This is a genomic window from Aquamicrobium terrae, assembly GCF_052978165.1.
Map to the genome: position 1 here is coordinate 160,754 of NZ_JBRKLZ010000001.1, position 25,262 is coordinate 186,015.

Here is a 25,262-nt window from a genome sequence, read left to right on the forward strand (position 1 = left end):
GACCTCACGAAGATTATCGCCTTCGATGAGGTTCGTGAATGGGAGCGGGTTATGGGTCGAAGGCGACATCACATCCCGGGATGCGTGGCTGCGGACGGCCACGGAGGCACGACGAAAACCGGGTCGTATCCCGGATAACAGAAAAGGGTCAGTGGGTTATGAAGAAATTGGCAATTGGTATCCTGAGCGCGGCCGCGATCAGCATCACTGCCGGTGCGGCGAGCGCGGATACGCTGAGCGATGTGAAAGCCAAGGGCTTTCTGCAATGCGGCGTGAACACGGCGCTTGCCGGGTTTTCGGCACCGAACGACAAGGGCGAATGGACCGGCCTCGACGTCGACTACTGCCGTGCCGTTGCCGCCGCGATCTTCGGCGACGGCACCAAGGTGAAGTTCACCGGCCTCAGCGCCAAGGACCGTTTCACCGCGCTGCAGTCGGGCGAGGTGGACATCCTCTCGCGCAACACCACCTGGACGGTCAACCGCGATACGGCGCTCGGCCTCAACTTCGCGGGCGTCACCTACTATGACGGCCAGGGGTTCATGATCAACGCCAAGAAGCTGCCGGGCGTGAATTCCGCGCTGCAGCTTTCGGGCGCGTCGGTCTGCGTGCAGGCCGGCACGACGACCGAACTCAACCTCGCCGACTATTTCAGCGCCAACAAGATGGAATACAATCCTGTGGTGTTCGAGAAGTTCGAAGAGGCCAATGCGGCCTATGATGCGGGCCGTTGCGACGCCTACACCACCGATCAGTCGGGCCTCTATGCGGTGCGCTTGCAGATGTCGGCGCCGGACGACCACGTCGTTCTGCCGGAAATCATCTCCAAGGAGCCGCTGGGGCCTTCGGTGCGTCAGGGTGACGACAAGTGGTTCGATATCGCCAAGTGGACCTACTTCGCGCTGCTGAATGCCGAGGAAGCCGGCATCACACAGGCCAATGTCGATGAGATGAAGAACAGCTCCAACCCCGACATTCGCCGTCTGCTCGGCACCGAGGCGGAAACCAAGATCGGCACCGATCTGGGCCTCAGCAATGACTGGGTGGTGAATATCATCAAGGCTACAGGCAATTACGGCGAAATCTTCGAGCGCAATGTCGGCGCCGAAAGCCCGCTCAAGATCGCCCGCGGCATCAATGCGCTGTGGACGAAGGGCGGCCTGCAATACGGCATGCCGATCCGCTAAGCATAAAAGGGCCGGGGAGCCAGTCTCCCCGGCCTTCGTTCTCGCCGGGACAACAACACAAGAGCCGGCGGGATCCGACACCAGGTTAAGGGGAACCATGTGTCACAAGATGTCATCAGAGACGAGTCCGCGCGGGTCCCGCTGATCTACGACCCGAGGGTTCGCAGTATCTTCTTCCAGGTCCTTCTGGTCGTTCTGCTTGCGCTCGGCGTGTGGTGGATCGTCGACAACACCATCGAGAACTTGCGCCGCTCCAATATTTCCACCGGCTTTGCCTTCCTGCGCGGTCGGGCGGGCTTCGATATTTCCGATCGCCTGATCGACTATACATCCGATTCGTCCTACGGCCGGGCGCTGCTGGTCGGTATCGCCAACACGCTGGCCGTTGCGGCGGCAGGCATCGTGACCGCGACCATACTGGGCTTCCTCGTCGGCATCGGGCGGCTGTCCAACAACTGGCTGATCCGCAAGCTGGCGATGGTTTACGTGGAGATATTCCGCAACATTCCCCCGCTGCTCGTCATCCTGTTCTGGTATCAGGGTGTGCTGGCGGTGCTGCCAAGCGTGCGCGACAGCCTGTCGCTTCCCCTCGGCTCCTATCTCAACAATCGCGGCTTCTATTTCCCGCGGCTGGTGTGGGAACCGGGATCAGGCCTGATCCTGGCCGGTTTCATCGCCGCGATCGTGCTGTCGTGGTATGTGGCGCGGCGCGCCAGGGCGCGTCAGATGGCTACCGGCGAGCGGTTCCCGGTGTTCCTGACCAGCGTCGCGCTGATCGTCGGCCTGCCTCTTCTCGCCTATGTGGTCTCGGGCATGCCGATTTCTGTCGACTATCCGCAGAAAGGCACCTTCAACCTGACCGGCGGCACCAATGTGCGGCCGGAATTCCTGTCGCTCTATCTTGCGCTCTCGTTCTATACGGCGTCGTTCATCGCCGAGATCGTGCGGGCCGGCATCATGGGTGTGCCGAAGGGACAGACGGAGGCCTATTCCGCGCTCGGCCTGCGGTCGAATGACGGGCTGCGGCTGGTCGTGATCCCGCAGGCCATGCGCATCATCATTCCCCCGCTTACCAGCCAGTATCTGAACCTGACCAAGAACTCGTCGCTCGCCGTGGCCATCGGCTACCCGGACCTCTATGCGGTTGGCGGCACGATCCTCAATCAGACAGGGCAGGCGATCGAGGTGGTGGTCATCTTCATGACCGTCTATCTCAGCATCAGCATCATTACCTCGCTGTTCATGAACTGGTTCAACACCAAGATGGCGCTGAAGGAGAGGTGAGCGATGCAGGAACATGACATGTCCTGGGTGCGCACTGAAATGGTCCTTGCCGAGACGGCGCCGCGCTCGCAGGTCGGCCTGACGGCATGGGTGCGCAAGAACCTGTTCGCGACGCCGTTCGACTCGGTATTGACGGTCATCGCGCTTCTGGCCATCGCGTCGTTCCTGCCGCGCATATTGGATTGGCTTTTCTTCGGCGCCGTATGGACGGGCACCGACCGCACCGCCTGCCTGACGACGGAGCAGGGCGGGCAGCTTCCCGCCGGCTGGTCCGGGGCCTGCTGGCCCTTCGTCAGCGGCCGCTTCGGCCAGTTCATGTTCGGCCGCTATCCGATGGACGAGCGCTGGCGCGTGGTTTTGACGGGGGTGCTTTTCATCGCGCTGCTCGCGCCGCTGCTCATTCCGCGCGTTCCCTACAAGCGGCTCAATGCCATCCTGTTCTTCGGCGTTTTCCCGTTCGTCGCCTTCTTCCTTCTCGTCGGCGGAGCATTCGGCCTGCGCTATGTCGAAACGCCGCTGTGGGGCGGCCTCATGGTCACGCTGGTGATCTCCTATGTCGGCATCGTGGTTTCGCTGCCGCTGGGTATCCTTCTGGCGCTCGGACGACGCTCCCACATGCCCATCGTCAAGCTGTTGTCGGTGGTCTTCATCGAGACGGTGCGCGGCGTGCCGCTGGTGACCGTGCTGTTCATGGCCAGCTTCATGCTGCCGCTGTTCGTGCCTCCAGGGGTGAGCTTCGACAAGCTGCTGCGGGCGCTGATCGGCGTGGCGCTGTTCGCATCGGCCTATATGGCGGAAGTGGTGCGTGGCGGCCTGCAGGCAATTCCCAAGGGCCAATACGAGGGCGCGGATTCGCTCGGCCTGGGCTACTGGCCCAAGATGGGCCTCATCATCATGCCGCAGGCCCTGAAGCTGGTCATCCCGGGCATCGTCAACACCTTCATCGGCATGTTCAAGGACACGACGCTGGTGCTCATCATCTCGATGTTCGACCTGCTCGGCGTGGTCAAGCAGAACATCTCGGGCGATCCGACCTGGGCGACGCCGCAGACCGCCAAGACGGGCTATATCTTCGCCGCCGCCATCTTCTGGATATTCTGCTTCGGCATGTCACGCTATTCGCAATATATGGAGCGCCGGCTCGATACCGGGCATAAACGCTAGAAACAAGGGAACCGCACATGGCCACCGAAAACGCAGTCGGCGCGGAAGAAATCCAGGTCAATACCGGCAAGATGCAGGTTTCGAAGACCGATGTTGCGATCGAGATCATCGGCATGCACAAATGGTATGGCGAGTTTCACGTCCTCAAGGACATCAACCTGAAGGTGATGCGAGGCGAACGCATCGTCGTCTGCGGGCCTTCGGGTTCGGGCAAGTCGACCATGATCCGCTGCATCAACCGGCTGGAAGAGCACCAGAAGGGCAAGATCATCGTCGACGGCAAGGAACTGACCAACGACCTGAAGAAGATCGACGAGGTGCGCCGCGAGGTCGGCATGGTGTTCCAGCACTTCAACCTGTTCCCGCACCTGACCATCCTGGAGAACTGCACGCTGGCGCCGATCTGGGTGCGCAAGGTTCCTAAGAAGGAAGCCGAGGCGACGGCCATGCACTATCTGGAGCGGGTCAAGATTCCCGAGCAGGCCCACAAATATCCGGGCCAGCTTTCGGGCGGCCAGCAGCAGCGCGTGGCGATCGCGCGTTCGCTGTGCATGAAGCCGAAGATCATGCTGTTCGACGAGCCGACCTCGGCGCTGGACCCTGAGATGGTCAAGGAAGTGCTGGAGACGATGGTGAGCCTTGCCGAAGAGGGCATGACCATGCTGTGCGTGACGCACGAGATGGGCTTCGCACGCAAGGTCGCGAACCGAGTGATCTTCATGGATCAGGGTCAGATCGTGGAGCAGAACACGCCGGCCGAGTTCTTCGACAATCCCCAGCACGAGCGCACCAGGCTATTCCTCAGCCAGATTCTGCACTGAGGATTTGCAGGCACTCGCCGCAGGCGGATCGCTGTCAGATCTCAAGTTCGGCTTGCGGCAGGCGCCAGCCGTAGAGCCAGTCGAGGTCGGCTGCGAGCCGTTCCGGCGAGCGCAGGCCGAGCACGACATTGCGGGCCAGCGCGACCGGCCCGGCAGCGTTCCAGGCCAGCTTGTTCAGCGCCCCACGCTTGGCGACCCTGCTGACGCGCGCCTTGCGCCCCTCTTCCCAGCGGGAAAGCTCTTCCCGCGTGTTCGAGGCCGTTGCCAATGAATGGGCGAGGGTGACCGCGTCCTCGATCGCCATGGCGGCACCTTGCGCCGCAAAGGGCGTCACCGCATGGGCGGCATCGCCGATCAGGGCGATGCCCGGCGCGGTCCACCTGCCTTTGGGGTCGACGGTATGCAGTGGCCACGCCGTCCATGGCCCTGCGATCTCGACGAGCCTTGCCAATTGGGGCGCGCTCCGGCCAACGGCCTGCAGCAGGATCGATGGGTCGGCATGTATGGCCCAGCCTTCCGCAATGCGTTCGGCGGGTGTGAAAGCAACCAGATTGATCTCGGCTCCCGCCCGCAAGGGATAGGCGACGAGATGGAAATCGCCATGCAGGAAGGCGGTGACGCAGTCAGTGTCGGCCAGCCCGCAAAAGGCCGATCCTGCCTCGCTGTCGATCTTGATCGTCGTGCGCCAGGCAATCTGCCCGCTGAAACGGCTCTGCGCCGAACCGGGGACGTTTCGGCGCACCTTCGACCAGACACCGTCCGCGCCGACCAACAAGGCGCCCTGGACTTCCCGGGTTTTTCCGCCTTGATCAAGGAAACGGGCGTCGATGCCGCCGCCGGCATCGGCCGCCAGGGCGGTGAACTGCATTCCCTTCGTCAGCTCGATCTCGGCCCATGTGGCTGCCTCGGCCAGAAGCGCCTGCTGCAAGTCCGCCCGATGCACCACCAGATAGGGTGCCCTCCAGCGCCGCTCGGCTTCTTGCCCAAGGGGAACGCTGGTCAGCAGGCGCAGCGTCGAGGCATCCCGCAGGCGGACGGCTTGCGGCTGCACGGCCTGCGGGCGCAGGCCCGACAGCACGCCGAGCCGTGCCAGCACATGCGAGGCATTGGGAGAAAGTTGCAGGCCCGCACCGAAGGCTTCCAGTTGCGGCGCCTGCTCGTAGAGATGACTTGAGATACCACGCCGGGCCAGCGCGATCGCCAGGGTAAGGCCGGCGATGCCGGCCCCGGCGATCAATACGGGGCTCTTGCCCTCTTTCGTCATCCGGGGGAACGGACCAGCTGCGGGTCAGGCGACGCGTTGGATATAGGCGCAACCGGCAGGAATGGTCTCGGCCGGCCCGAGCTCTGCGTTGAAACGGTAAAGGGTCGAGCAATAGGGGCAGACCTTTTCGTCGTCCGCGCCCATGTCCAGGAACACATGCGGGTGGTCGAACGGCGGGTTGGCTCCGACGCACATGAATTCCTTGACGCCGATCTCGATCGCCGCGTGACCCTGATCGTTCTGGAAGTGGGGAATGATACCGCCAGCCATGATCATCTCCTTCGAGCTGTTATCCAGCGTTTGGAACATAAGACCGTTCTTTGCAAGCGCGCTGAAATCAAACTGTCGCAAAACCCTGCCAGAGGATAATGTGAAACGTGTAGCCGGCTGGCAGGCCGGGGAGTATCGACCTTGCCGGCGGTGGAGAAAGCGGGGATATGAGCGAATTGAGGCCGATACAGGCAGAATTCACCACTTCGGATGTGGCCGCGACCGAAAGCGGCAACCCTGACCGTTTCGTCAACCGCGAATTCTCCTGGTTGCAGTTCAACAGGCGGGTGCTTGAGGAGGCGCGCAACGAACGCCATCCGCTGCTCGAGCGCGTCCGCTTCCTGTCGATCTCGGCCGGCAACCTCGACGAGTTCTTCATGGTGCGCGTGGCCGGCCTTGCCGGGCAGGTGCGCCAGCGCATCACCTTGAAAAGCCCGGACGGGCGCACGCCGGAACAGCAGCTCGAACAGGTATTGCGCGAAGTGGAGAGGTTGCAGGAGGACCAGCAGAAGGTGCTGGCCGAATTGATGGCCCTGCTCAACGGCGAGGGCATCGAGACCGTCAGCGTCTCCGCGCTCACCAAGGATGAAAAGGTCTGGCTGGAGGAGCATTTCCGCGAACAGGTCTTCCCCGTCCTGACGCCGCTGTCGATCGACCCGGCGCACCCGTTCCCCTTCATTCCCAACCTCGGCTTCTCGATGGCGTTGCAGTTGCGCCATCTGCGCGAGGGCGAGGACATGAGCGCGCTGTTGCGCCTGCCGCCGGCGCTCAAGCGCTATATCCGCCTGCCGGATCGCAAGGGGCGTGTCCGCTTCGTCACGCTCGAGGACGTGGTGGGACTCTATATCGGACGGCTGTTTCCCGGCTACGAGGTCAAGGGTTCGGGCACGTTCCAGATCATCCGCGACAGCGATATCGAGGTCGAGGAAGAATCGGAGGACCTGGTGCGCCTGTTCGAGACGGCGTTGAAGCGACGGCGGCGCGGTTCGGTCATCCGCATCGAGTTCGACAGCCGCATGCCGGAGGAACTGCGCGACTTCGTGGCCAGCGAGCTCGGTGTCGCGGGCAATCGCATCAGCGTCATCGACGGGCCGCTGGCTCTCAGCCAGATTTCGGAAATTGTCGCCGTTGCCCGTGACGACCTGAAGTTCACGCCGTTCAACCCGCGCTTTCCCGAGCGTATCCGCGAGCATGGCGGCGACTGTTTCGCGGCCATCCGCGAGAAGGATATCGTCGTCCATCACCCTTACGAATCCTTCGACGTGGTGGTGCAGTTCCTGCGCCAGGCGGCGGTCGATCCGGAGGTCGTGGCCATCAAGCAGACGCTTTACCGGACCTCGAACGACAGCCCCATCGTGCGCGCTTTGATCGATGCCGCGGAAACCGGCAAATCGGTGACGGCGCTGGTCGAGCTCAAGGCGCGCTTCGATGAAGAAGCCAACATCCGCTGGGCGCGCGACCTCGAAAGGGCGGGCGTGCAGGTGGTCTTCGGCTTCCTGGAATTGAAGACGCACGCCAAGATGTCCCTGGTGGTGCGGCGCGAGGACGGCAGGCTGCGCAATTATGTGCATCTTGGCACCGGCAACTACCACCCGATCACGGCGCGCATCTATACGGATTTGTCCTTCTTCACCACCGATCCGCAGATCGCGCGCGACGTGGCGCAGATCTTCAACTTCATCACCGGCTACGCGGAGCCGGCGGATGAAATGACAATCGCCTTGTCGCCCTACACGCTGCGCAGCCGCATCCTCGGCCATATCGAAGGAGAGATCGCCCACATCCGCGAGGGCAGGCCGGGGCGCATCTGGATGAAGATGAACTCGCTGGTCGACCCGCAGGTCATCGATGCGCTTTACGAAGCGAGCCGCGCCGGCGTGGAGATCGATCTGGTGGTGCGCGGCATATGCTGTCTCAGGCCGCAGGTGCCGGGCCTTTCGGAGAACATCCGGGTCAAGTCGATCGTCGGCCGGTTCCTCGAGCACAGCCGCATCTATTGCTTCGGCAACGGCCACGGCCTGCCCTCCGACGACGCCATCGTCTACATCAGTTCGGCCGACCTGATGCCGCGCAATCTCGACCGGCGTGTCGAAACCATGGTGCCGATCACCAATTCCACCGTGCACGAGCAGATATTGGAGCAGATCATGCTCGGCAATCTGGTGGACAACCAGCAAAGTTTCGAAGTATTGCCGGATGGCACGTCGCGGCGCGTCGTGCCCGAAGATGGCGAGGAGCCGTTCAATGCGCAGGAATATTTCATGACCAATCCCAGCCTGTCGGGACGGGGTGATGCCTTGAAGTCGCATGCGCCGAAGCGGATCGCTCAATTCAAGCGCCGCAAGAAAATCGATTCGACGATCGGCGGATGATGGCCGCATCGCAAGGCCGGCTTCAGGACCGGCGACCGGTTTCCATCATCGACATCGGCTCGAACTCGATCCGGCTGGTCGTCTATGAGGGGTTGGCCCGTTCTCCGACCGTGCTGTTCAACGAAAAGATGCTGGCCGGCCTTGGCCGGGGCATCGTGTCGACCGGCAGGCTTGATCCCGAGGCGGTGACGCGGGCGATGGAGGAGTTTCGGCGTTTCCGCAGCCTGTCCGACCAGGCCGGCGCCGTGCACATGCATGTTCTGGCGACGGCGGCGGCGCGCGAGGCGGAAAACGGCCCGGATTTCATCCACCGTGCCGAGGAGGTGCTGGGTACCGAAATCCATGTGCTGAGCGGTCGCCAGGAAGCTTATTATTCGGCGCTGGGCGTGATCTCGGGCTTCCAGCCCGCCAACGGCATTGCCGGCGATCTCGGCGGCGGCAGCCTGGAACTGGTCGATATCGACGGCGAGGCGATCGGCGAGGGCATCACGCTGCCGCTGGGTGGCCTGCGCCTCCAGGACATGGCCGGAAACTCGCTGGAGCAGGCGGCGAAGATCGCGCGCAGCGAAGTCGCCAAGGCCACGCTGCTGAAGGCAGGACAGGGACGCACCTTCTATGCCGTGGGCGGCACATGGCGAAACCTTGCCCGGCTGCACATGGAAAAGACCGGCTACCCGCTCGGCGTCATGCATCACTACGAGATCGACACGGCCAGCGCGCTGTCGTTCCTCAAGCAGGTGGCCAAGGGCAGTATCGAGCGCATCAAAGGCATCGAGGGTGTCTCGAAGGCGCGCCGCGCGCTGCTGCCCTATGGCGCGATCGTCCAGCGCGAAATCATCAACGCCATGAACCCGGCGCGCATCGTGGTGTCGGCGGTGGGCGTGCGCGAAGGCTATCTTTATTCGCTGCTGACGTCGGCGGAACAGGAGACCGACCCGCTGCTTTCCACCTGCGAGGAACTGGCGCGGCTGCGGTCCCGCTCCTATACCCACGCGCAGGAGCTGGCGGACTGGACCGGCCGGGCGTTCGACATGTTCGGCGTCGAGGAAACGGTGGACGAGGCGCGCTACCGCAAGGCCGCCTGCCTGCTGGCTGACATCGGCTGGCGCGCGCATCCCGAATATCGGGGCACCCAGTCGCTCAACATCATTGCGCATGCGGCTTTTCTCGGGGTCGACCATCCCGGGCGCGCCTATCTGGCGCTGACAAACCTGTTCCGGCACGAAGGGCTGTTCAGCGAATCGGCTGCCGAGATACGGTCGCTGGCCACGCCGCGCTATCTGGAGCGTGCCCGCATTCTCGCCGGCACGATGCGGGTGGTTTATCTGCTCTCGGCCGCGATGCCCGGCGTCATCCCGCAACTCAAATGGGAACTGCGCGACGACGGCGTTCTGGCGCTCATCATCCCGTCGAACCTTGCCGGGCTCTATGGCGAACGGCCCGCCGGCCGGCTGGCTCAGCTCGGCAAGGTGCTGGGGCGCCGCATGGCGTTGGCTGTCGAAGGACAGCCGGCAGTGGTCGCCGCCAAGTAGCGGGCATCAAAAACCGGCAATGACCGGTTCAGGCCATTTCCGGCTTCATGCCGAGGGCCGTGCGGTCGACCACCTCGCGCAACGCGAAGGACGAGTTGATGCGGGTGACGTGCGGCATGGCCGACAACCATTCCTTGTGGATGCGCTCATAGTCGGCCAGATCGCGCGCAGCGATGCGCAATATGTAGTCGTATTCGCCGGACATCAGATGGCAGGAGAGCACATTCGGGCAGCGCTTGATGGCGGCCTCGAAGTCGGACAGCGTCTTTTCGAACTGGCCGGACAGCGAAATATGGACGATGACCGTGGTGTGATGGCCAAGCGCGGCATTGGACAGCCGCGCATGGTAACCCCTGATGGTTCCCGAACGCTCCAGATTGTCGAGCCGGCGCGAACAGGCCGATTGCGACAGGCCGACTTTTTCCGCCAGCGCGGCGTTCGGAATGCGGCCGTCCTTCTGCAACGTATCGAGAATGGCGATATCGATACGGTCGAGGGTCATTTTGCGTTGTTCTTGCGATGCGCTGGCCATGGGATGCAATGATTATCGGATTGAAGGGTGTGAGCAAGCAAGAATGCTGCTCCGTTACAGGGGGGGGCGAGAGTTCAGCGTTCGAGGCGGGCCAGAAGCGAGGATGTATCCCAGCGGCCGCCGCCCATCGCCTGCACATCCTTGTAGAACTGGTCGACCAGCGCCGTAACCGGAAGTGCCGCCCCGTTGCGGTCGGCCTCGGCAAGGCAGATGCCGAGATCCTTGCGCATCCAGTCGATGGCGAAGCCGAAATCGTATTTGCCCTCGTTCATGGTCTTGTGGCGGTTTTCCATCTGCCAGGAGCCGGCAGCGCCCTTGGAAATGACCTCGACGACCTTTTCGATGTCCAGGCCGGCCTTCTTGCCGAAATGGATGCCCTCGGCGAGGCCCTGCACCAGTCCGGCAATGGTGATCTGGTTGATCATCTTGGTGAGCTGGCCGGCCCCTGCCGGTCCCATCAGCCCCACCATGCGGGCGAAGGAATCGATGACCGGACGCGCACGCTCGAACGCCGCCTGATCGCCGCCGACCATGACGGTCAGCACGCCGTTCTCGGCTCCGGCCTGGCCGCCCGAAACGGGAGCGTCAAGGAACGAAAACCCGGCTGCATCGGCCTTTGCCGCCAGCTCGCGGGCCACTTCGGCGGAGGCGGTGGTGTTGTCGATGAAGACGGAGCCCTTTTTCATGCTCTTGAAGGCGCCGTCCGGCCCGATCGTTACGGAGCGCAGGTCGTCGTCATTGCCAACGCAGGCGAACACGAAGTCCTGGCCTTCGGCGGCTTCGGCCGGTGTCTTTGCCAGCCGTCCGCCATGTTCCGCCACCCAGCGCTCGGCCTTTGCCGTGGTGCGGTTGTAGACGGTGACGTCATGGCCGCCCCTGTTCTTGAGGTGAGCCGCCATCGGATAGCCCATAACGCCCAGTCCGAGGAATGCCACTGTCGCCATCGTTCGCGTCCTTTCAAGCCTGCTTCGGTGGCGTCTTAAAGCATTGCGGCGGGTTAGGGGAGTCAGCGCTTGAGATGGCGGGTGATGCGTCTTTCGATCCAGTCGATGCCGTGGCGCAGCGTTTCGACGATCAGCAGGTAGATGATGGCCGCCCACAGGTAGGACTGGAAGTCGAAGGTGCGCGAATAGGTGAGGCGGGTGATGCCCATCAGGTCGTAGACGGTGATGATGGCGACGATGGCGGAGCCCTTCACCATCAGGATCAGTTCGTTGCCGTAGGGCCGCAGCGCCACGATGAGCGCCTGCGGGAGGATGACCTTGCGCAGCGTGACCAGGCGCTGCAGCCCGAGCGACGCGGCACCCTCCCACTGGCCCTTGGGCACGCTTTCTATGGCGCCGCGCAGGATTTCAGCCTGATAGGCGGCCGTGTTGAGGGAAAAGGCGAACAGGGCGCAATTGAAGGCGTCGCGGAAGAAGCTCCACAGGCCGATGGCGTCGAGCTGCGGGCGGAACGAGCCGAAGCCGTAGTAGACCAGAAAGGCCTGCGCCAGCAGCGGCGTTCCGCGGAAGAAATAGACATAGGCGTAGGCAAGGGCTGAGATGACCGGATTGTGCGACATGCGCCCATAGGCGACGGGCACGGACAGGAGCGCTCCGATCACCACCGAGATGGCCACCAGCTTGATGGTTACCCAGACGCCGGAAACGTAGCCGGGGGCGTATCTCCAGAACATGTCCGGCTTCCACGCCGAGACGAGATAGGCGACGAGGCCGAGCAGAGCGAGCGTCCACAGCGCCACCAATATGTAGCCGATGATGCGCTGGCGTGGCCATCCGCGCTCCGGCAGGGGCGGGCGCATCACTTCGCCGGCGGTCGGGTCGATGCTGCTCATCGCTGCGCCTCCTGCTTGCCGACACGGCGCTCGATGAGGCCGATGCCGATCGACGACAGGATCGCCAGTGCGAGATAGATCAGGGTCGCAAGGCCGAAGAACAGGAAGGCCTGCTTCGTAACGCGCGCCGCCACGCCCGATTGCCGCAATATGTCCGTCAGGCCGATGGCGGACACCAGCGACGTGTCCTTGAGCAGGATCAGCCACAGATTGGCGAGGCCGGGCAGGGCGATGCGCACCAGTTGCGGCAGCACGACGAGGCGCATGGTCTGGAATTTGGACAGGCCGATGGCATAGCCGCCCTCATATTGCCCCTGCGGAATGGCCCTGAAGGCGGAAAGGAAGACCTCGCTGGCATAGGAGGAAAAGACCACGCCCAGCGCGATCATGCCGGAGACGAAGCTGTTGACCTCGATAGCGGCGCTGGGGTTGAACAGTCGCACCACCTGCTGGATGCCGATCTGCGCGCCATAAAACACCAGAAACAGCGTCAGAAGCTCGGGCAGGCCGCGGAAAATGGTGGTGTAGATGTCGGCCGCAAGTCTTAGCGAGCGCTCCGGCGATTGCTTGCCAAGCGCGATCAGGAAGCCGATGAACAGGCCGACGGGCAGGGTCGCCAGGGCCAGGCTGACGGTGACGAAAACGCCATAGGCGATCTCGTCCATCCAGCCCTCAGGTCCCCAACTGAGCAGCGTCCACACGCCTTGCATCACCCCCCGCTTGTTTGTCGTTCGATTTTGGTGTCACGAATGCCTGAACGGCATTCGCAGGCGGTTCTCCCGGGCCGCTGATGGGTCGATACTCCCATTGTTTCCATTTGAAAATCAACCGCAAAAACCGCTTTGTGACAGGCTCGCGGTGACGCTGCGGCAAGGCTGTTTTCCGTTCAATCTGCGACGAAAAGGCGTTCTCAGGCACTCAACCCGGTGGCGACCTCGATGAAATCGGCGATGGCCGCGACATCGTCGATGTCGAATACGGGCAGCACCTCGCCGGGTTGGGGGAAATCGGCGGCCACGGCCACGATATTGGCGTCGTTGCGCGCCAGCGGCGTGTGATCTCGCGCACCGCGCCGCCGGGCCTCGATCTTGAGATGCGATTCGCGCTTGTAGCCTTCCACCAGCACGAGGTCGCAAGGCGCGAGCCGGGCAAGGATATCGCCAAGGGCGGGTTCATCCTCGCCGTCGAGTTCGTGCATCAGGGCCCAGCGGCGGCCGGAAACAATGGCCACCTCGCGGGCACCGGCCTGGCGGTGGCGGTGGCTGTCGGTGCCTTCCTTGTCGATGTCGAAGTCGTGATGCGCATGCTTGACGGTGGAGACCTTCCAGCCGCGTGCCACCAGTTCCGACACCAGCCGCGCGGTCAGGGTCGTCTTGCCGGAATTCTTCCATCCGGTGATTCCGAAAATACGCCGGCTCATTGGCTGTCGCCCTCCATCATGCGTTCCGCCTCGGCCAGATCCTGCTTGGTGTTGATGTTGAAGAAGGGGGCGAGGCCCGTCGCGGCCGGGAAATCGACACAGACGAAAGGCCGGGAATGGATGAAATCGAAAACCTTGCGACCGCCTTCGGCCAGATAGGCGCGCAGGGGCGCGGCCATGCCGGCGGGCCACAGGGCGAAAACCGGATGTTCGCGGCCGGCCGCTCTGGCGATGGTTATCGCGTTCGGGGCCTCATCCGCTGCCGATGCGAGCCGGACAACGAGATCGTGCGGGAAAAAGGGAGTGTCGCCGGCGACCGTCACCAGACGGCGGAACGAGGTTTGCGCCTCCATCCATTCGAGGCCGGCCAGAACGCCGGCCAATGGACCCGGAAAGCCCGGCACCGTGTCCGGCAGGATCGGCAGGCCGAAGGCGGCAAAGCGGTGCGGGTCGCCGTTGGCATTGAGCGCCAGCGCATCGAGTTGCGGTTCGATACGGTCGATGACATGGCGCAGCAGGGGTTTGCCGGCCAGGTTCAGCAGGCATTTGTCACCGCCGCCCATCCGGCTCGAGAGCCCGCCGGCCAGTATCAATCCTGCAATCGCCTCGCGCATTCCGTCATTTCCTATATGCCGTCCGGCCCCATGCTGGGGCCGGTGCTTGCGGCGGCGGTCTTGTACCTGCCGACGGCGCGTTCACGATAGAGCGTATAGAGGCCCGAGGCGACAATGATCGTCGAACCGATGGTCATCGGCAGGTCCGGCACCTCGGCAAACATGATGAGGCCGAACAGGATCGAGGCCAGAAGCGACGTGTACCGAAAGGGGGAGATGAACGATATCTCGCCGGTTCGCATCGCCATGATGATGAAATGATAGCCGAGCAGCAGCAGCATGGCACTGAGTGCCAGGAGCATCGCGCCTGAGGGAGCCATGGCGCTCCAGCCGCCCATGGGCGCGAGCAGGATCGCGCCGGTCAGGGTGACCGATACCGAAGTGACGGCGGACACCAGTTGCGTGGGGATATTGTCGGGCAGGCGGCTCGTAGCAAGGTCGCGCATCGTGCAGAAGCCGACGCTGGCGAGGGCGAACAGGGAATAGGCGCTGAAGCCTTCATAGCCCGGCCTGACCGTGATGAGCACCCCGATGAAGCCGGCGCAGATGGCCAGCCACCGCCGCCACCCCACGCTTTGCCCGAAAGCCAGCGCCGCTCCCATGGTGACGGCGAGAGGCAGGGCTTGCAGCACGGCAGAGACATTGGCGATCGGCAGATGAGCGAGGGCAAGCAGGAAGGTGACGGTCGCGGCGACCTCGTTGACGGCGCGAAAGGCCACCAGGGGCTGCAACAGCAAGCGCATGCGGGAAAAGGCGCCGCTGCGCCAGCCGATCAGAACGATGACCGTGGAAGCGAAAACGCCCCTCACCAGCATGACTTGCGCGACATTCATGGACTCCGACATCAGTTTGGTGATGGCGTCGTTGCTCGCAAAGCTGACCATGGCGACGGCCATGTAAAGGGCCCCGCGCATATTGTGGGAGATATCCAAGAATGTGTCCCCTCCGGCTGGCTCCGGAATCTGTATCAGCCGGGAGGGAAACGGCAATGGCCCATGGGCCGCAAATGGCCCGGTCAGCCGCCGGTGACGCTCATGTGGCGCGATACGGAGGGGCGGTTGGTGCGGCGGTCGATGACGAAGTCGTGCCCCTTGGGCTTGCGGCCGATGGCCTCGTCGATGGCGGCCGACAAAAGCTCGTTGCCTTCCGAGGCGCGCAACGGCGCGCGCAGATCGGCCGCGTCCTCCTGTCCGAGGCACATATAGAGCGTTCCGGTGCAGGTGAGGCGCACCCGGTTGCAGCTTTCGCAGAAATTGTGGGTCATCGGCGTGATGAAGCCGAGGCGTCCTCCGGTTTCCGCGACCTCGACATAGCGGGCCGGGCCGCCGGTCTTGAACGGAATGTCGGTCAGGGTGAACTGCCGTTCAAGCTGCGCGCGCAGCACCGAAAGCGGCAGGTACTGGTCCGTGCGGTCGGCGTCGATCTCGCCCATCGGCATGGTTTCGATCACCGTCATGTCCATGCCGCGGCCGTGGGCCCAGCGCAACATCTCGGGCAGTTCCAGATCGTTGAAACCACGCAGCGCGACGGCGTTGATCTTGATGTCGAGCCCGGCCGCCTGGGCGGCATCGATGCCGGCCATGACCTTGTCCAGATGGCCCCAGCGGGTAATGGCATGGAACTTGTCGGGGTCGAGGGTGTCGAGCGAAACATTGATGCGCCGCACGCCTGCGTCCGCGAGTTCTCCGGCAAAGCGCCAGAGCTGGGAGCCGTTGGTGGTCAGCGTCAGTTCGTCGAGCGCGCCGCTCCTGAGATGGCGCGAGAGTTCGCGCACGAGGTGCATGATATTCTTGCGCACCAGCGGCTCTCCGCCGGTCAGGCGCAGCTTGCGCACGCCCTTTTCGATGAACACGCTGCACAGCCGGTCCAGCTCTTCCAGCGACAGAAGATCCTTCTTGGGCAGGAAGGCCATGTCTTCCGCCATGCAATAGACACAGCGAAAGTCGCAGCGGTCGGTGACCGAAACCCTCAGATAGGTGATGGCGCGACCGAAGGGGTCGATCATGTCCATTGGGCGTTCCCACAGTTCCCGGTGCTCGGCATGTGCAAGCGTTATATACTACTATGTGATACGAAGCGCGGCCCTGTTCAAGACGAATTGCCGTGTCGTTCGCGACATATCGTCATCTGTAGCGGCCGGCATGCGGGTGCTGTAACGATAGCCGACGCATGTCGAAAAGGATGCCGCCATGACCGCGCCGAGCGAATTGCGGGTTTCGAAGGACCGCAGGCTGTTGACCGTCACGTTCCCGGGGAGCGAGCCGTTCGAACTGCCGGCGGAAATGCTGCGCGTGCTCTCGCCCTCGGCGGAGGTGCAGGGGCATTCGCCCGAGCAGCGGGTGACTGTGCCGGGCAAGCGCGATGTCGCCATCACCCGCATCGATCCGGTCGGCAATTACGCGGTGCGCATCACGTTCGACGATTTCCACGACACGGGCATCTTCACCTGGACCTATCTCGCCGAACTCGGCACGGAGAAGGATAGCCGCTGGCAGGCCTATCTGGATGAGTTGGCCGAAAAGGGATTGAGCCGGGACAGGAACCGCTGATTCTGTATTTTACAGCAGGTTGCAAGCTATCTCGAATCTGTAGGATCATCCTTCGCGGGCCTTGTCGAGCACTTCGGCAACCCGTCGCATCTGGTCCCCGACCAGATCGCACTGGTCCGGTGTCGATTCGGCCATCGCGATCTCGATCAGCCCATTATAGACCTTCAGTGCGTCCATCAGCAGCGCGGTGCCGGAAGCCGTCAACGCCAGCCGCAGGATGCGCTTGTCCTTGGGGTCGCCTTCACGCCGAACCAGCTTGCGCTTTTCGAGCTGCGGCAAAAGCATGGTGATGTTCGAGCGCCCCACCAGCAGTTTCCGGGCAAGGTCGTGCTGCGACATGCCGGGATGGCGATAGAGGTTCATCAGCACATCGAGTTGCGCCGGCTTCAGGTCCAGGGGAGCCAACCGCACGGCCAGCGTGCGTTCGAGCGCGTGGCAGGCGCGCGCCACCGACACCCAGTTGCGAAAGCGGGGGTTGTCCCAGGGAAGCTCTTGTTTATTGTTCATTATTGAACTAATAATGTTCACTGTTGAACCAGTTTTGGATTTCACACTATGGCACCATTTCGGCAGAAGGTCATCCGGTGCATGTTCGGCGTCGGCGAAAGGCTGGCTCCCGGTGTCACGGGTCGCGCCGCTTTCGCCCTGTTTTGCCGCACGCCCGATCCCCGCAAGCTGACGCCGGGAGAGCGCAAGGCGGTGCAGGGTGCGGCAGACTTCATGGAGGGTGCCCGCCGGCACTGCCTGACGACGCGCCACGGGCGCGTGACGGCGCATGAATTCCGTCCGGAACCGTCGCGGCGCAAGCCCGGCACGGTCCTCGTGCTGCATGGCTGGCGCTCGCGCACCGAATATATGCGGTTCCTGATCGCCGGCTATCGCGATGCCGGCTACCGGGTGGTTTCGCTCGATCTGCCAGGGCACGGCCAGTCGGGCGGCCGCAAGCTTACCATGGTCAATGCGGTCGAGGCCGCGAGCGCCGTGGGCGACTGGTTCGGACCTTTCGAGGCGGTGGTGGGCCATTCCTTCGGCGGCGCGGTGGCGGTGAACACCGCAGCCGGCGCGATTGCCGGGATCGCCCCCTTGCAGACGAAGCGGCTGGTGCTGATCGCGGCGCCCAGTTCGCTGCCGCTGGTGTTCGAGGGCTACAGCCGCATGCTCAATGTCGGCCCCCGCTCGCAGGACATCATGGCGGATCGCGTGCGGCAGATTTCGGGAAGGCCGCTCGGCGACTTCCTCGGCGACCGCCAGCTTGCAGGGCTTCCCCTGCCGACGCTGGTGATCCACGCGCCGGACGATCGCGAAGTGTCGGCCGAGCAGGCGCGAGCCTATGGCCGTGCCGGACCTCACGTCGAAGTGCACTGGGCGGAAGGGCTTGGCCATCGCCGTATCCTCGCCGACAAGACCGTCGTCGGGCGGGCAGTGGATTTTGTCACCCGCGACCGTCAGGTGCGGATGCTGCTGCATTGAAGAAAATCTCTCGAAACAGGAACTGTTTCCGAGGTAAAATATGTGTGAAAACAACAACCTAAAGCGGCAAGCGAACCTGAATTGTTATGGCGCTTTTGGTTTCACGACTTCTTCACTGCGGGCTCGACCGGCAGGCCCGCCTTTTTCCAGGCGCCGAAGCCGCCCTCGATATGCTTGACGGGCTCCAGGCCCATGTCCTGCGCGGTCTTGGCCGCGAGCGCCGAGCGCCAGCCGCCGGCGCAGAAGAACACGAAGGTGTTGCCGGTGGCGAAGAAGGGCTTGTGGTAGGGGCTTTCCGGATCGATCCAGAACTCCAGCATGCCGCGCGTGCAGTGCCGGGCGCCGGGCATGTTGCCCTCGCGCTCGATCTCGCGCGGGTCGCGCAGGTCCACGAAGGTGACGCTTTCGTCGCCCAGAAGCGCGGCGGCCTCGTCAGGCGAAATGGCATCGACCTCGGCGTTGGCCTCGTCCAGCAAGGCACGGAATCCCTTCTTCATGCGCCATTCCTCCACTCAATGTCTGCTGGCGGGAATTGATGGCACAGCGAGCCGCTGGTGGCCACCCGGGCCGAAAAATTCAGACAAATTTAACCAAACAGGGGTGAATCAATATAATTGCCCTTGGAAGGTCGGGTGGACCGATGCGCTCGACAAGCCGGGGTCGCTTCCAGAGCAGGTGGTCGTTGATGCAGCTATTGGGGAAGAGGATACGGCTCGTTTCGCTGGCCGTGCTTGGCGCGAGCCTTGCAATGGGCGCGCAGCCCTCGAATGCCCAGACCCTGATGGACATGCTGTTCGGCGGGCAGTCGAGACGGCAATCGGCACCTCTGAAAGGCGAGTTCCCGCCACCGCCGGCGCCCAGGAAAGCAGCGCCGATCACCAGGATTTCGAGCCCGGGCTACAACACCTACAAGCCTGACAAGCTGACGCAGGTGGATTTCACGGCGCTGATGGCTGTGCCGCAGAAGGCGGCTTTCACACCTGCGGATAATGCCGATGCGTTCCGCCAGGCGCTGGGCGAGCTGGAAGGGTTCCAGTTGCTGGCCGAGCCGGCCATCGCCAAGGCGCTGGTCGATCACTACACCGCCAATCCGGAATTCGTCTGGATTTCGAACGGCGCCATCGACGACAAGGCCCGCGAAGCCGTACGCGTGCTTGGCGACGCGGCAAGTCACGGTTTCTTGCCGGCCGATTATGCGGTTGACGTGCCGGCCACGGGGCCGGGCGCCGACGATCTCATGCGCTTCGAGATGGCCTTGTCGGCAAAGGTGCTTCGATATGTTCGCGATGCGCGCCAGGGCCGCGTGCAGCCCAACCGAATCTCGGGCTACTATGACTTCCCAGCCAAGTCTATCAACCTGCCCGGTGTCCTCGGCATTCTCGCCCATACCCGCGAGGTTCGCGCCTATCTGGAATCGCGCCATCCGCAAAATCCGGAATACGAGGCCTTGCGCGTCGAGCTCGAAGCCCTGGAGGCGAGTGCGGAAAACGAGATCGTCGTCGATCCAAAGCTGTTGCTGAAACCGGGCCAGTCGAGCCCTGAGTTGCCGAAGCTGCTGACGCTGATCCAGCGCGGCCTCGATGACGAGATGCGCACCCGGCATGGCGAGACGCTGGCGCGCCTGGCAGGCAGCGAGACCTACGACCCCGAACTGGTGCCGGTATTCGAGGAAGTGCAGAAAAAGGCCGGCCTCAAGCCGGACGGCATTATCGGCCCGCGCACCGTTTCCGTGGTGGCCGGCGAATCCAAGGCCGACCGGCTGGAAAAAGTGCGGATCGCCATGGAGCAGATCCGCTGGCTGCCTTCCGACCTTGGCAGTCCGCGCGTGTTCATCAACCAGCCGGCCTTCACCGCCAGCTATATCGAGGGCGGCGAGGAAAAGCTGAAGACGCGCACCGTCATCGGCAAGACCACCAACCAGACCAGCTTCTTCTACGACGAGATCGAGCAGGTGGACTACAATCCCTATTGGGGCGTACCGCAATCGATCATCGTCAACGAGATGCTGCCGCGGCTGCGTAGCGATCCGGGCTATCTCGACCGGTCGGGCTACGAGGTGACGGATGCGAAGGGGCGCCGCATCCCGTCGTCCTCCATCAACTGGTCGCAATATGGCGGCAAGGTGCCGTTCAACGTGCGCCAGGCGCCGAGCGAGGCGAATGCGCTGGGAGAACTGAAGATCCTGTTCCCCAACAAGCATGCCATCTACATGCACGACACGCCGCAGAAATCGTTCTTCCAGCGCGATATGCGTGCGCTGAGCCATGGCTGTGTGCGCTTGCAGGACCCGCGCGGCATGGCGGCCGCCGTGCTCGGCACCTCGGTCGACCACATTGCCGACAAGCTCAAAAAAGGACATTCGACCGAAAAGGTGACGCGCCGGATTCCGGTCTACGTGGCCTATTTCACCGCTTGGCCGGATATGTCGGGCAAGGTGGAGTATTTCGGCGATGTCTATGGCCGGGATGCAAGGCTGCGGCAGGCGATCGACGCGACCGAAGCGGTGCGTACACCGTCGAGTTAAGAGCAATTCCAGCAAAGCTGCGAAGCGGTTTTGCGTCCGGAATTGCGTGAAAACAAATGGTTAGAGAAATTCTCTAACCATTGCGCGCCGGTTTGCGCGGCTTCGGTTCGCGCACCATCCATTTGATGATGAGCATTGCCGGCAGGATCCACACCAGCCCCCCGATCAGGAAGAACAGCAGGTGGACGACCGGCCCCGATTGCGAAAGCTGGGCCACGGCGATCAGTGTGGCGACGATGGAATAGACCACCACGAGCAGCACCAGCAGGATCGTTCCGATCAGCTTTTTGAGACGAACTGGCATCTGGCGGTCCTTTCCGTTTCCTTCGCATAGGGCCTGTCCATCCCTGGCGCAAGCCAAAGCGGCGCGACGGCGTGCCGCGCTGTGCGGCCTTGCCAGCAACCGCGCCATGGTCCACCTATCCGCCGCTTCCTTCGAGTTGCTGGAGACACGCAATGGCTGCCAATGCCGATTACGCATCGTCCGTGCCCGATCGGGACCGTCTGTTGAGGAATCGCGCGCAGGTCCGCTTCTGGCTCTATTGCGTGCTGGTCGTCCTGTTTGCCCTCATCCTCGTCGGCGGTGCGACGCGCATGACCGGCTCCGGCCTGTCGATCACCGAATGGAAGCCCATTCATGGCGTCATCCCGCCGCTGAACGAGGCGGAGTGGCAGGAAGAATTCCTGAAGTACCAGCAGATTCCCCAGTACGAGAAGATCAACCACGGCATGAGCCTGGACGAGTTCAAGGGCATCTTCTGGTGGGAATGGGCGCATCGCCTGCTGGCGCGGGGCGTAGGCTTCCTCTTCGCCATTCCGCTGGTCTTCTTCTGGGTGACGCGGCGTGTCGAGCGCGGCCTGACGCCCAAGCTGATCGGCATTCTCGCGCTCGGCGGCTTGCAGGGCGCCATCGGCTGGTGGATGGTGGCGTCGGGGCTGGTCGAGCGTGTCTCGGTCAGCCAGTATCGGCTCGCCACCCATCTCACCATCGCCTCCCTGATCTTCATGGCCACCATGGTGGTGGCCCGCGGTCTGGCACCGCATTCGCAAGCCCCGGCCGGGCGCCGGACGCAAAGACTGGCCGGCATTCTTACGCTGCTGGTCATGGTGCAGATCTATCTTGGCGGTCTGGTCGCCGGGCTGCACGCCGGCCTCAGCTACACGACATGGCCGTTGATGGACGGCAAGGTCATTCCCGGCGACCTGCTGCTGCTTGAGCCGGTCTGGCGTAATTTCTTCGAAAACCCAAAGACGGTGCAGTTCGTCCACCGCATCGGCGCCTACACGCTGTTCGTGGTGGCGCTGTGGCACATGGTCGCCACCGGCCGCAGCCTGCCGGGCAGCACCCACGCCCGCCGCGCCGTGCTCCTGTTCATTCTGGTGCTGATACAGGCGATCGTCGGCATCGCCACGCTGGTGATGCAGGTGCCCATGCACCTTGCGCTGACGCATCAGGGCTTCGCGCTGGTGGTGCTGGGCTTCGCCGCCGCGCATTGGCGCGGCACCAAGGGCGCTTATCCGTTGCCCGGCGAGATCAGAAACCCGGCCTGACCGCACGTATGGCGCCGGCCACGGCCAGTTCCCGGCCCTCGTCGGCGGCATTGCCGTCGCCATGATGCCAGGCCGCCGAGAGGCAGCCATAGGCGAAGGCGTGGTCGAGAAGCCGGCGCGGATCCTGGCCCATGGAGCGCGAAAGCTGCGCCGCCATGCGGGCGATACGCTCGGCATCCATGCACAGATCGTCCCGCTCCAGCGGATTGTAGAACAGGTTGGCCGCATCGAAGCCCGGGTCGCCAAGCACGCCCTTGGGGTCGATGGCCAGCCAGCCGCGCGGGCTTTCGAGAATGTTTTCGTGGTGAATATCGCCATGCAGCGGACATATGCCACGCGCATCGTCGAGCAGTTGCTGCGCCAGCGCGGCGGCCTCCACATAGGAAGAGGCAATATCGGCAGCGCGATCCTGATCGGCCTTTGCGAACAGGGCCTCATAGCGCTCGGACAGCGGCTGCAAGCCGGATGGGGCAGGGTTCTCGCCCGGCGCATGCAATCGCTGCATCACCTCGGCGGCGATCTCCGTGGCGGCTGCGTCGCCCTCGGTTTCCAGCACTTGCGTGAGATGCCGCTCGCCGGCGAACTCCAGCAGCATGCGATTGCCGTCCCGGGCGAGCAGGCGCACCAGCCCATGGCCGTCACGCCATGCCAGCAGGTGCGCGCCGCGCAGCTCGTCCTCGACGTCGTCGAACGGTTTCAGGTCCTTGACCACGGCGTGGGAGCCGTCTTCGAGGGCAACCTTCCAGACCCGGCTGCTGAATGTGTCCGCAATCAGCCGCGCCCCGATTATTTTCCAGTGGGGAGGAAAGTCCGGCCTTGTCGTCAAAGATCCTTGCCGATCATGAGGTCCAGATTTTGTACAGCCGCGCCCGACGCACCCTTGCCGAGATTGTCATAGACGGCAATGAGCAGCGCCTGCGCGCGATCGTCATTGGCGAACACATAGACCTTCATGCGGTTGGTGCCGTTGTAGCGTTGGGGGTCGATATCCGGCACGCGCTCGACCTGCTCGTAGGGCGCGACCTCCACCACGGAACCCGGAATGGCGGCGTAGTGGTCGGCAATGGCTGCATGCAGATCGGCGCCGCTCGGGATGTAGTCGAGCGTTCCCAGCTGTAGCGGCACGATGGTGATCATGCCCTGCGCGAAATTGCCGATTGCCGGCTGCATGATCGGATCGCGGGTGAGCCGGCCATAGGCCTTGATTTCGGGAATGTGCTTGTGCTGGAGCGAGAGGCCATAGGGGAAGAACTCGCAGGCATTCCCGCCCTTTGCCTCGTAATCCTCGATCATGGTGCGGCCGCCGCCGGAATAGCCGGTGATGCCGTTGATGGTCACAGGGAAGTCGGCCGGCAGCAGGCCGGCATCGACCAGCGGGCGCAACGTGGCGATCGGCCCCTGCGGCCAGCAGCCGGGGTTGGCCACGCGCATGGCGGCGGCGATCCGTGCCGGCTGCTCCTTGTCCATTTCGGCAAAGCCGTAGTCCCAGCCTTCGGCGACGCGGTGCGCCGTGGAGGCGTCGATGACGCGCGTCGTATCGTTCTCGATCAGCGACACGCTCTCGCGGGCGGCATCGTCCGGCAGGCACAGAATGGCGACATCGGCGGCGTTGAGATATTCGGCCCGCGCCGCCTTCTCCTTGCGGCGCTCGACCGGCACCGAGATGATGTCGAGGTCGTCGCGCCCGGCCAGCAGCGTGCGGATCTGGAGCCCGGTGGTGCCGTGTTCGCCGTCGATGAAGATTTTCGGTTTCATTCCTGTCTGCCTGAAAGCCGGGAGGGACTCAGATGTCCTGCCCGTAATGGGTGTTGTTGGCGCCGTCTTCCTGCTTGGCCTTCCGTTCCGCCAGAAGTCCGAGATAATGCATGGCGATCATCGAGCCGGCGATTGCGGTAATATCGGCATGGTCGTAGGCTGGCGCAACCTCTACGACATCGGCGCCCACGATGTCGACCTGTCCAAGCTGGCGCAGCGTCGAAAGCATCCGGGCCGAGGAAGGCCCGCCGGCCACCGGGGTGCCGGTACCGGGCGCGAAGGCAGGGTCGAGGCAATCTATGTCGAAGGTGAGGTAGGTCTTGCGGCCGCCGGTGCGCTCCACGATGGCATAGGCGATGTCGGCGGCGCGCATTTCCTCCACCTCATGGCCATGCAGAATCTTGATGCCGAATGTTTCCGGCGCGTGGGTGCGGATGCCGATCTGGATCGAACGGTCGGGGTCGATGATGCCTTCCTTGACGGCCCGGCCGACGAAGGAGCCATGGTCGATGCGCTTGCCGTCGTCCGGCCATGTATCCTGATGGGCGTCGAACTGCATCAGCGCCAGCGGGCCATGGATGGCGGCATGGGCCTTGAGCAGGGGCCAGGTAATGAAGTGATCGCCGCCCAGCGTTAGCAGGAAGGCGCCGGATTTCAGAATTTTCGTCGCTTCGCGCTCGATGGTGGCGGGGGTCTTCTGGTGATTGCCGCTGTCCAGCAGGCAGTCGCCATAGTCGACCACGGAAAGATTTTCGAACAGGTCGCGTGAGAACGGATATTGCGGATCGTTGTCGAGGATCGCCGAGGCGCGGCGGATCGCCTGCGGCCCAAAGCGCGCACCCGGCCGGTTGGTGACCGCCGCGTCGAACGGCACGCCCCAGACGACCGCATCGGCGTTGGATACGTCCTTGGTGAACTTGCGACGCATGAAGGACAGCGCGCCGGCATAGGTGGGATCGGCGGCCGCGCCGCGCTGGCTCCGCGCGGTGAAGGCATGGTCGATGGTCCTCGAAGGCATGCTCGCTCCTTGAACGCCAGGGACGGGGTGCAACAAGTACAGAAGTGACGGGCAACTTGCCAGCGCCTCGGCGGTTTAATGCTGGGAGGGGCGGCGCT

26 protein-coding genes are annotated in these 25,262 nt (G+C 63.5%); 10 read left to right on the plus strand and 16 right to left on the minus strand.

The window, feature by feature from the left end:
• Positions 1-158 precede the first annotated feature (158 nt).
• The 4 genes from ACVCNR_RS00980 to ACVCNR_RS00995 all read left to right on the plus strand — a co-directional run bounded on the left by ACVCNR_RS00980 (position 159) and on the right by ACVCNR_RS00995 (position 4,456).
• The gene (locus ACVCNR_RS00980; RefSeq protein WP_354195805.1) at positions 159-1,187 is read left to right on the plus strand and encodes an amino acid ABC transporter substrate-binding protein; all 1,029 of its coding nucleotides are present in this window, start codon (positions 159-161) and stop codon (positions 1,185-1,187) included.
• 99 nt (positions 1,188-1,286) lie between these two features.
• The gene (locus ACVCNR_RS00985) at positions 1,287-2,471 is read left to right on the plus strand and encodes an amino acid ABC transporter permease (RefSeq protein WP_447073465.1); all 1,185 of its coding nucleotides are present in this window, start codon (positions 1,287-1,289) and stop codon (positions 2,469-2,471) included.
• Between the two features lie 3 nt (positions 2,472-2,474).
• Positions 2,475-3,635 (plus strand): amino acid ABC transporter permease, encoded by a 1,161-nt coding sequence (locus tag ACVCNR_RS00990; RefSeq protein ID WP_447073466.1) that lies wholly within the window; start codon positions 2,475-2,477, stop codon positions 3,633-3,635.
• 17 nt (positions 3,636-3,652) lie between these two features.
• The gene (locus ACVCNR_RS00995) at positions 3,653-4,456 is read left to right on the plus strand and encodes an amino acid ABC transporter ATP-binding protein (RefSeq protein WP_354195799.1); all 804 of its coding nucleotides are present in this window, start codon (positions 3,653-3,655) and stop codon (positions 4,454-4,456) included.
• Between the two features lie 34 nt (positions 4,457-4,490).
• Here the strand turns inward: ACVCNR_RS00995 and ACVCNR_RS01000 are convergent, their stop codons facing one another.
• Both ACVCNR_RS01000 and ACVCNR_RS01005 read right to left on the minus strand, forming a co-directional pair.
• Positions 4,491-5,693 (minus strand): FAD-dependent monooxygenase, encoded by a 1,203-nt coding sequence (locus tag ACVCNR_RS01000; RefSeq protein ID WP_354195797.1) that lies wholly within the window; start codon positions 5,691-5,693, stop codon positions 4,491-4,493.
• A gap of 51 nt (positions 5,694-5,744) precedes the next feature.
• Positions 5,745-5,990 (minus strand): zinc-finger domain-containing protein, encoded by a 246-nt coding sequence (locus tag ACVCNR_RS01005; RefSeq protein WP_354195795.1) that lies wholly within the window; start codon positions 5,988-5,990, stop codon positions 5,745-5,747.
• A 167-nt stretch (positions 5,991-6,157) separates the two neighbouring features.
• Between ACVCNR_RS01005 and ACVCNR_RS01010 the strand changes: the two genes are divergently transcribed.
• Complete coding sequence (locus ACVCNR_RS01010; protein ID WP_447073468.1) at positions 6,158-8,362, plus strand: RNA degradosome polyphosphate kinase; 2,205 nt, start codon at positions 6,158-6,160, stop codon at positions 8,360-8,362.
• On the plus strand, positions 8,359-9,894 hold the full coding sequence (ppx, locus tag ACVCNR_RS01015) for an exopolyphosphatase (RefSeq protein WP_447073469.1): 1,536 nt from the start codon (positions 8,359-8,361) through the stop codon (positions 9,892-9,894). The genes ACVCNR_RS01010 and ppx overlap by 4 nt, the downstream gene beginning before the upstream one ends.
• Positions 9,895-9,922: 28 nt before the next feature.
• Here ppx and ACVCNR_RS01020 read toward each other — a convergent pair whose 3' ends face one another.
• The 8 genes from ACVCNR_RS01020 to moaA all read right to left on the minus strand — a co-directional run bounded on the left by ACVCNR_RS01020 (position 9,923) and on the right by moaA (position 16,308).
• Complete coding sequence (locus ACVCNR_RS01020) at positions 9,923-10,396, minus strand: Lrp/AsnC family transcriptional regulator (protein ID WP_354195789.1); 474 nt, start codon at positions 10,394-10,396, stop codon at positions 9,923-9,925.
• A 104-nt stretch (positions 10,397-10,500) separates the two neighbouring features.
• Entirely contained in the window at positions 10,501-11,370 is an 870-nt protein-coding gene (locus ACVCNR_RS01025; RefSeq protein WP_447073471.1) for an NAD(P)-dependent oxidoreductase, read from the minus strand.
• Between the two features lie 62 nt (positions 11,371-11,432).
• Positions 11,433-12,263, minus strand: a complete 831-nt coding sequence (locus ACVCNR_RS01030) for an ABC transporter permease (RefSeq protein WP_447073473.1) — start codon at positions 12,261-12,263, stop codon at positions 11,433-11,435.
• A complete protein-coding gene (locus tag ACVCNR_RS01035) occupies positions 12,260-12,973 on the minus strand; it encodes an ABC transporter permease (RefSeq protein WP_354195783.1) in 714 nt (237 codons plus the stop codon). The genes ACVCNR_RS01030 and ACVCNR_RS01035 overlap by 4 nt, the downstream gene beginning before the upstream one ends.
• A 200-nt stretch (positions 12,974-13,173) precedes the next feature.
• Positions 13,174-13,683, minus strand: a complete 510-nt coding sequence (gene mobB, locus ACVCNR_RS01040) for a molybdopterin-guanine dinucleotide biosynthesis protein B (RefSeq protein WP_354195781.1) — start codon at positions 13,681-13,683, stop codon at positions 13,174-13,176.
• Complete coding sequence (gene mobA, locus ACVCNR_RS01045) at positions 13,680-14,297, minus strand: molybdenum cofactor guanylyltransferase MobA (protein WP_447073474.1); 618 nt, start codon at positions 14,295-14,297, stop codon at positions 13,680-13,682. Before mobA ends, mobB begins: the two co-directional genes overlap by 4 nt.
• 11 nt (positions 14,298-14,308) lie before the next feature.
• Positions 14,309-15,229, minus strand: coding sequence for a DMT family transporter (locus ACVCNR_RS01050; protein WP_447073475.1), 921 nt, complete (start codon positions 15,227-15,229; stop codon positions 14,309-14,311).
• A gap of 83 nt (positions 15,230-15,312) precedes the next feature.
• Positions 15,313-16,308: a GTP 3',8-cyclase MoaA gene (gene moaA, locus ACVCNR_RS01055; RefSeq protein WP_447073476.1), complete on the minus strand. Its 996-nt coding sequence runs from the start codon at positions 16,306-16,308 to the stop codon at positions 15,313-15,315.
• A gap of 178 nt (positions 16,309-16,486) precedes the next feature.
• Here moaA and ACVCNR_RS01060 point away from each other — a divergent pair, with 178 nt between their 5' ends.
• Entirely contained in the window at positions 16,487-16,846 is a 360-nt protein-coding gene (locus tag ACVCNR_RS01060; RefSeq protein ID WP_354195773.1) for a gamma-butyrobetaine hydroxylase family protein, read from the plus strand.
• A gap of 45 nt (positions 16,847-16,891) precedes the next feature.
• On the opposite strand, the gene ACVCNR_RS01065 is transcribed toward ACVCNR_RS01060, so the two are convergent.
• Positions 16,892-17,353, minus strand: coding sequence for a MarR family winged helix-turn-helix transcriptional regulator (locus ACVCNR_RS01065; RefSeq protein ID WP_354195771.1), 462 nt, complete (start codon positions 17,351-17,353; stop codon positions 16,892-16,894).
• Between the two features lie 48 nt (positions 17,354-17,401).
• Between ACVCNR_RS01065 and ACVCNR_RS01070 the strand changes: the two genes are divergently transcribed.
• Positions 17,402-18,316 (plus strand): alpha/beta hydrolase, encoded by a 915-nt coding sequence (locus ACVCNR_RS01070; protein WP_447073477.1) that lies wholly within the window; start codon positions 17,402-17,404, stop codon positions 18,314-18,316.
• Positions 18,317-18,417: 101 nt separating this feature from the next.
• Here ACVCNR_RS01070 and ACVCNR_RS01075 read toward each other — a convergent pair whose 3' ends face one another.
• Positions 18,418-18,813: a rhodanese-like domain-containing protein gene (locus ACVCNR_RS01075; RefSeq protein ID WP_447073479.1), complete on the minus strand. Its 396-nt coding sequence runs from the start codon at positions 18,811-18,813 to the stop codon at positions 18,418-18,420.
• 188 nt (positions 18,814-19,001) lie between these two features.
• Here ACVCNR_RS01075 and ACVCNR_RS01080 point away from each other — a divergent pair, with 188 nt between their 5' ends.
• Positions 19,002-20,840, plus strand: a complete 1,839-nt coding sequence (locus ACVCNR_RS01080) for a L,D-transpeptidase family protein (RefSeq protein WP_447073481.1) — start codon at positions 19,002-19,004, stop codon at positions 20,838-20,840.
• Positions 20,841-20,913: 73 nt separating this feature from the next.
• Here the strand turns inward: ACVCNR_RS01080 and ACVCNR_RS01085 are convergent, their stop codons facing one another.
• Positions 20,914-21,144: a DUF2842 domain-containing protein gene (locus ACVCNR_RS01085; protein WP_354195763.1), complete on the minus strand. Its 231-nt coding sequence runs from the start codon at positions 21,142-21,144 to the stop codon at positions 20,914-20,916.
• Between the two features lie 152 nt (positions 21,145-21,296).
• Between ACVCNR_RS01085 and ACVCNR_RS01090 the strand changes: the two genes are divergently transcribed.
• A complete protein-coding gene (locus ACVCNR_RS01090) occupies positions 21,297-22,391 on the plus strand; it encodes a COX15/CtaA family protein (protein WP_447073483.1) in 1,095 nt (364 codons plus the stop codon).
• Here ACVCNR_RS01090 and ACVCNR_RS01095 read toward each other — a convergent pair.
• Genes ACVCNR_RS01095 through speB form a run of 3 tightly spaced genes read right to left on the minus strand, consistent with a single transcriptional unit; the run spans position 22,375 to position 25,164 of the window.
• Positions 22,375-23,217: an aminoglycoside phosphotransferase family protein gene (locus ACVCNR_RS01095; protein WP_447073484.1), complete on the minus strand. Its 843-nt coding sequence runs from the start codon at positions 23,215-23,217 to the stop codon at positions 22,375-22,377. The two genes, ACVCNR_RS01090 and ACVCNR_RS01095, sit on opposite strands and share 17 nt — an antisense overlap.
• Complete coding sequence (gene argC / locus ACVCNR_RS01100; RefSeq protein WP_447073486.1) at positions 23,214-24,146, minus strand: N-acetyl-gamma-glutamyl-phosphate reductase; 933 nt, start codon at positions 24,144-24,146, stop codon at positions 23,214-23,216. Before argC ends, ACVCNR_RS01095 begins: the two co-directional genes overlap by 4 nt.
• A gap of 28 nt (positions 24,147-24,174) precedes the next feature.
• Positions 24,175-25,164: an agmatinase gene (gene speB / locus ACVCNR_RS01105; protein WP_447073487.1), complete on the minus strand. Its 990-nt coding sequence runs from the start codon at positions 25,162-25,164 to the stop codon at positions 24,175-24,177.
• Positions 25,165-25,262: the final 98 nt, after the last annotated feature.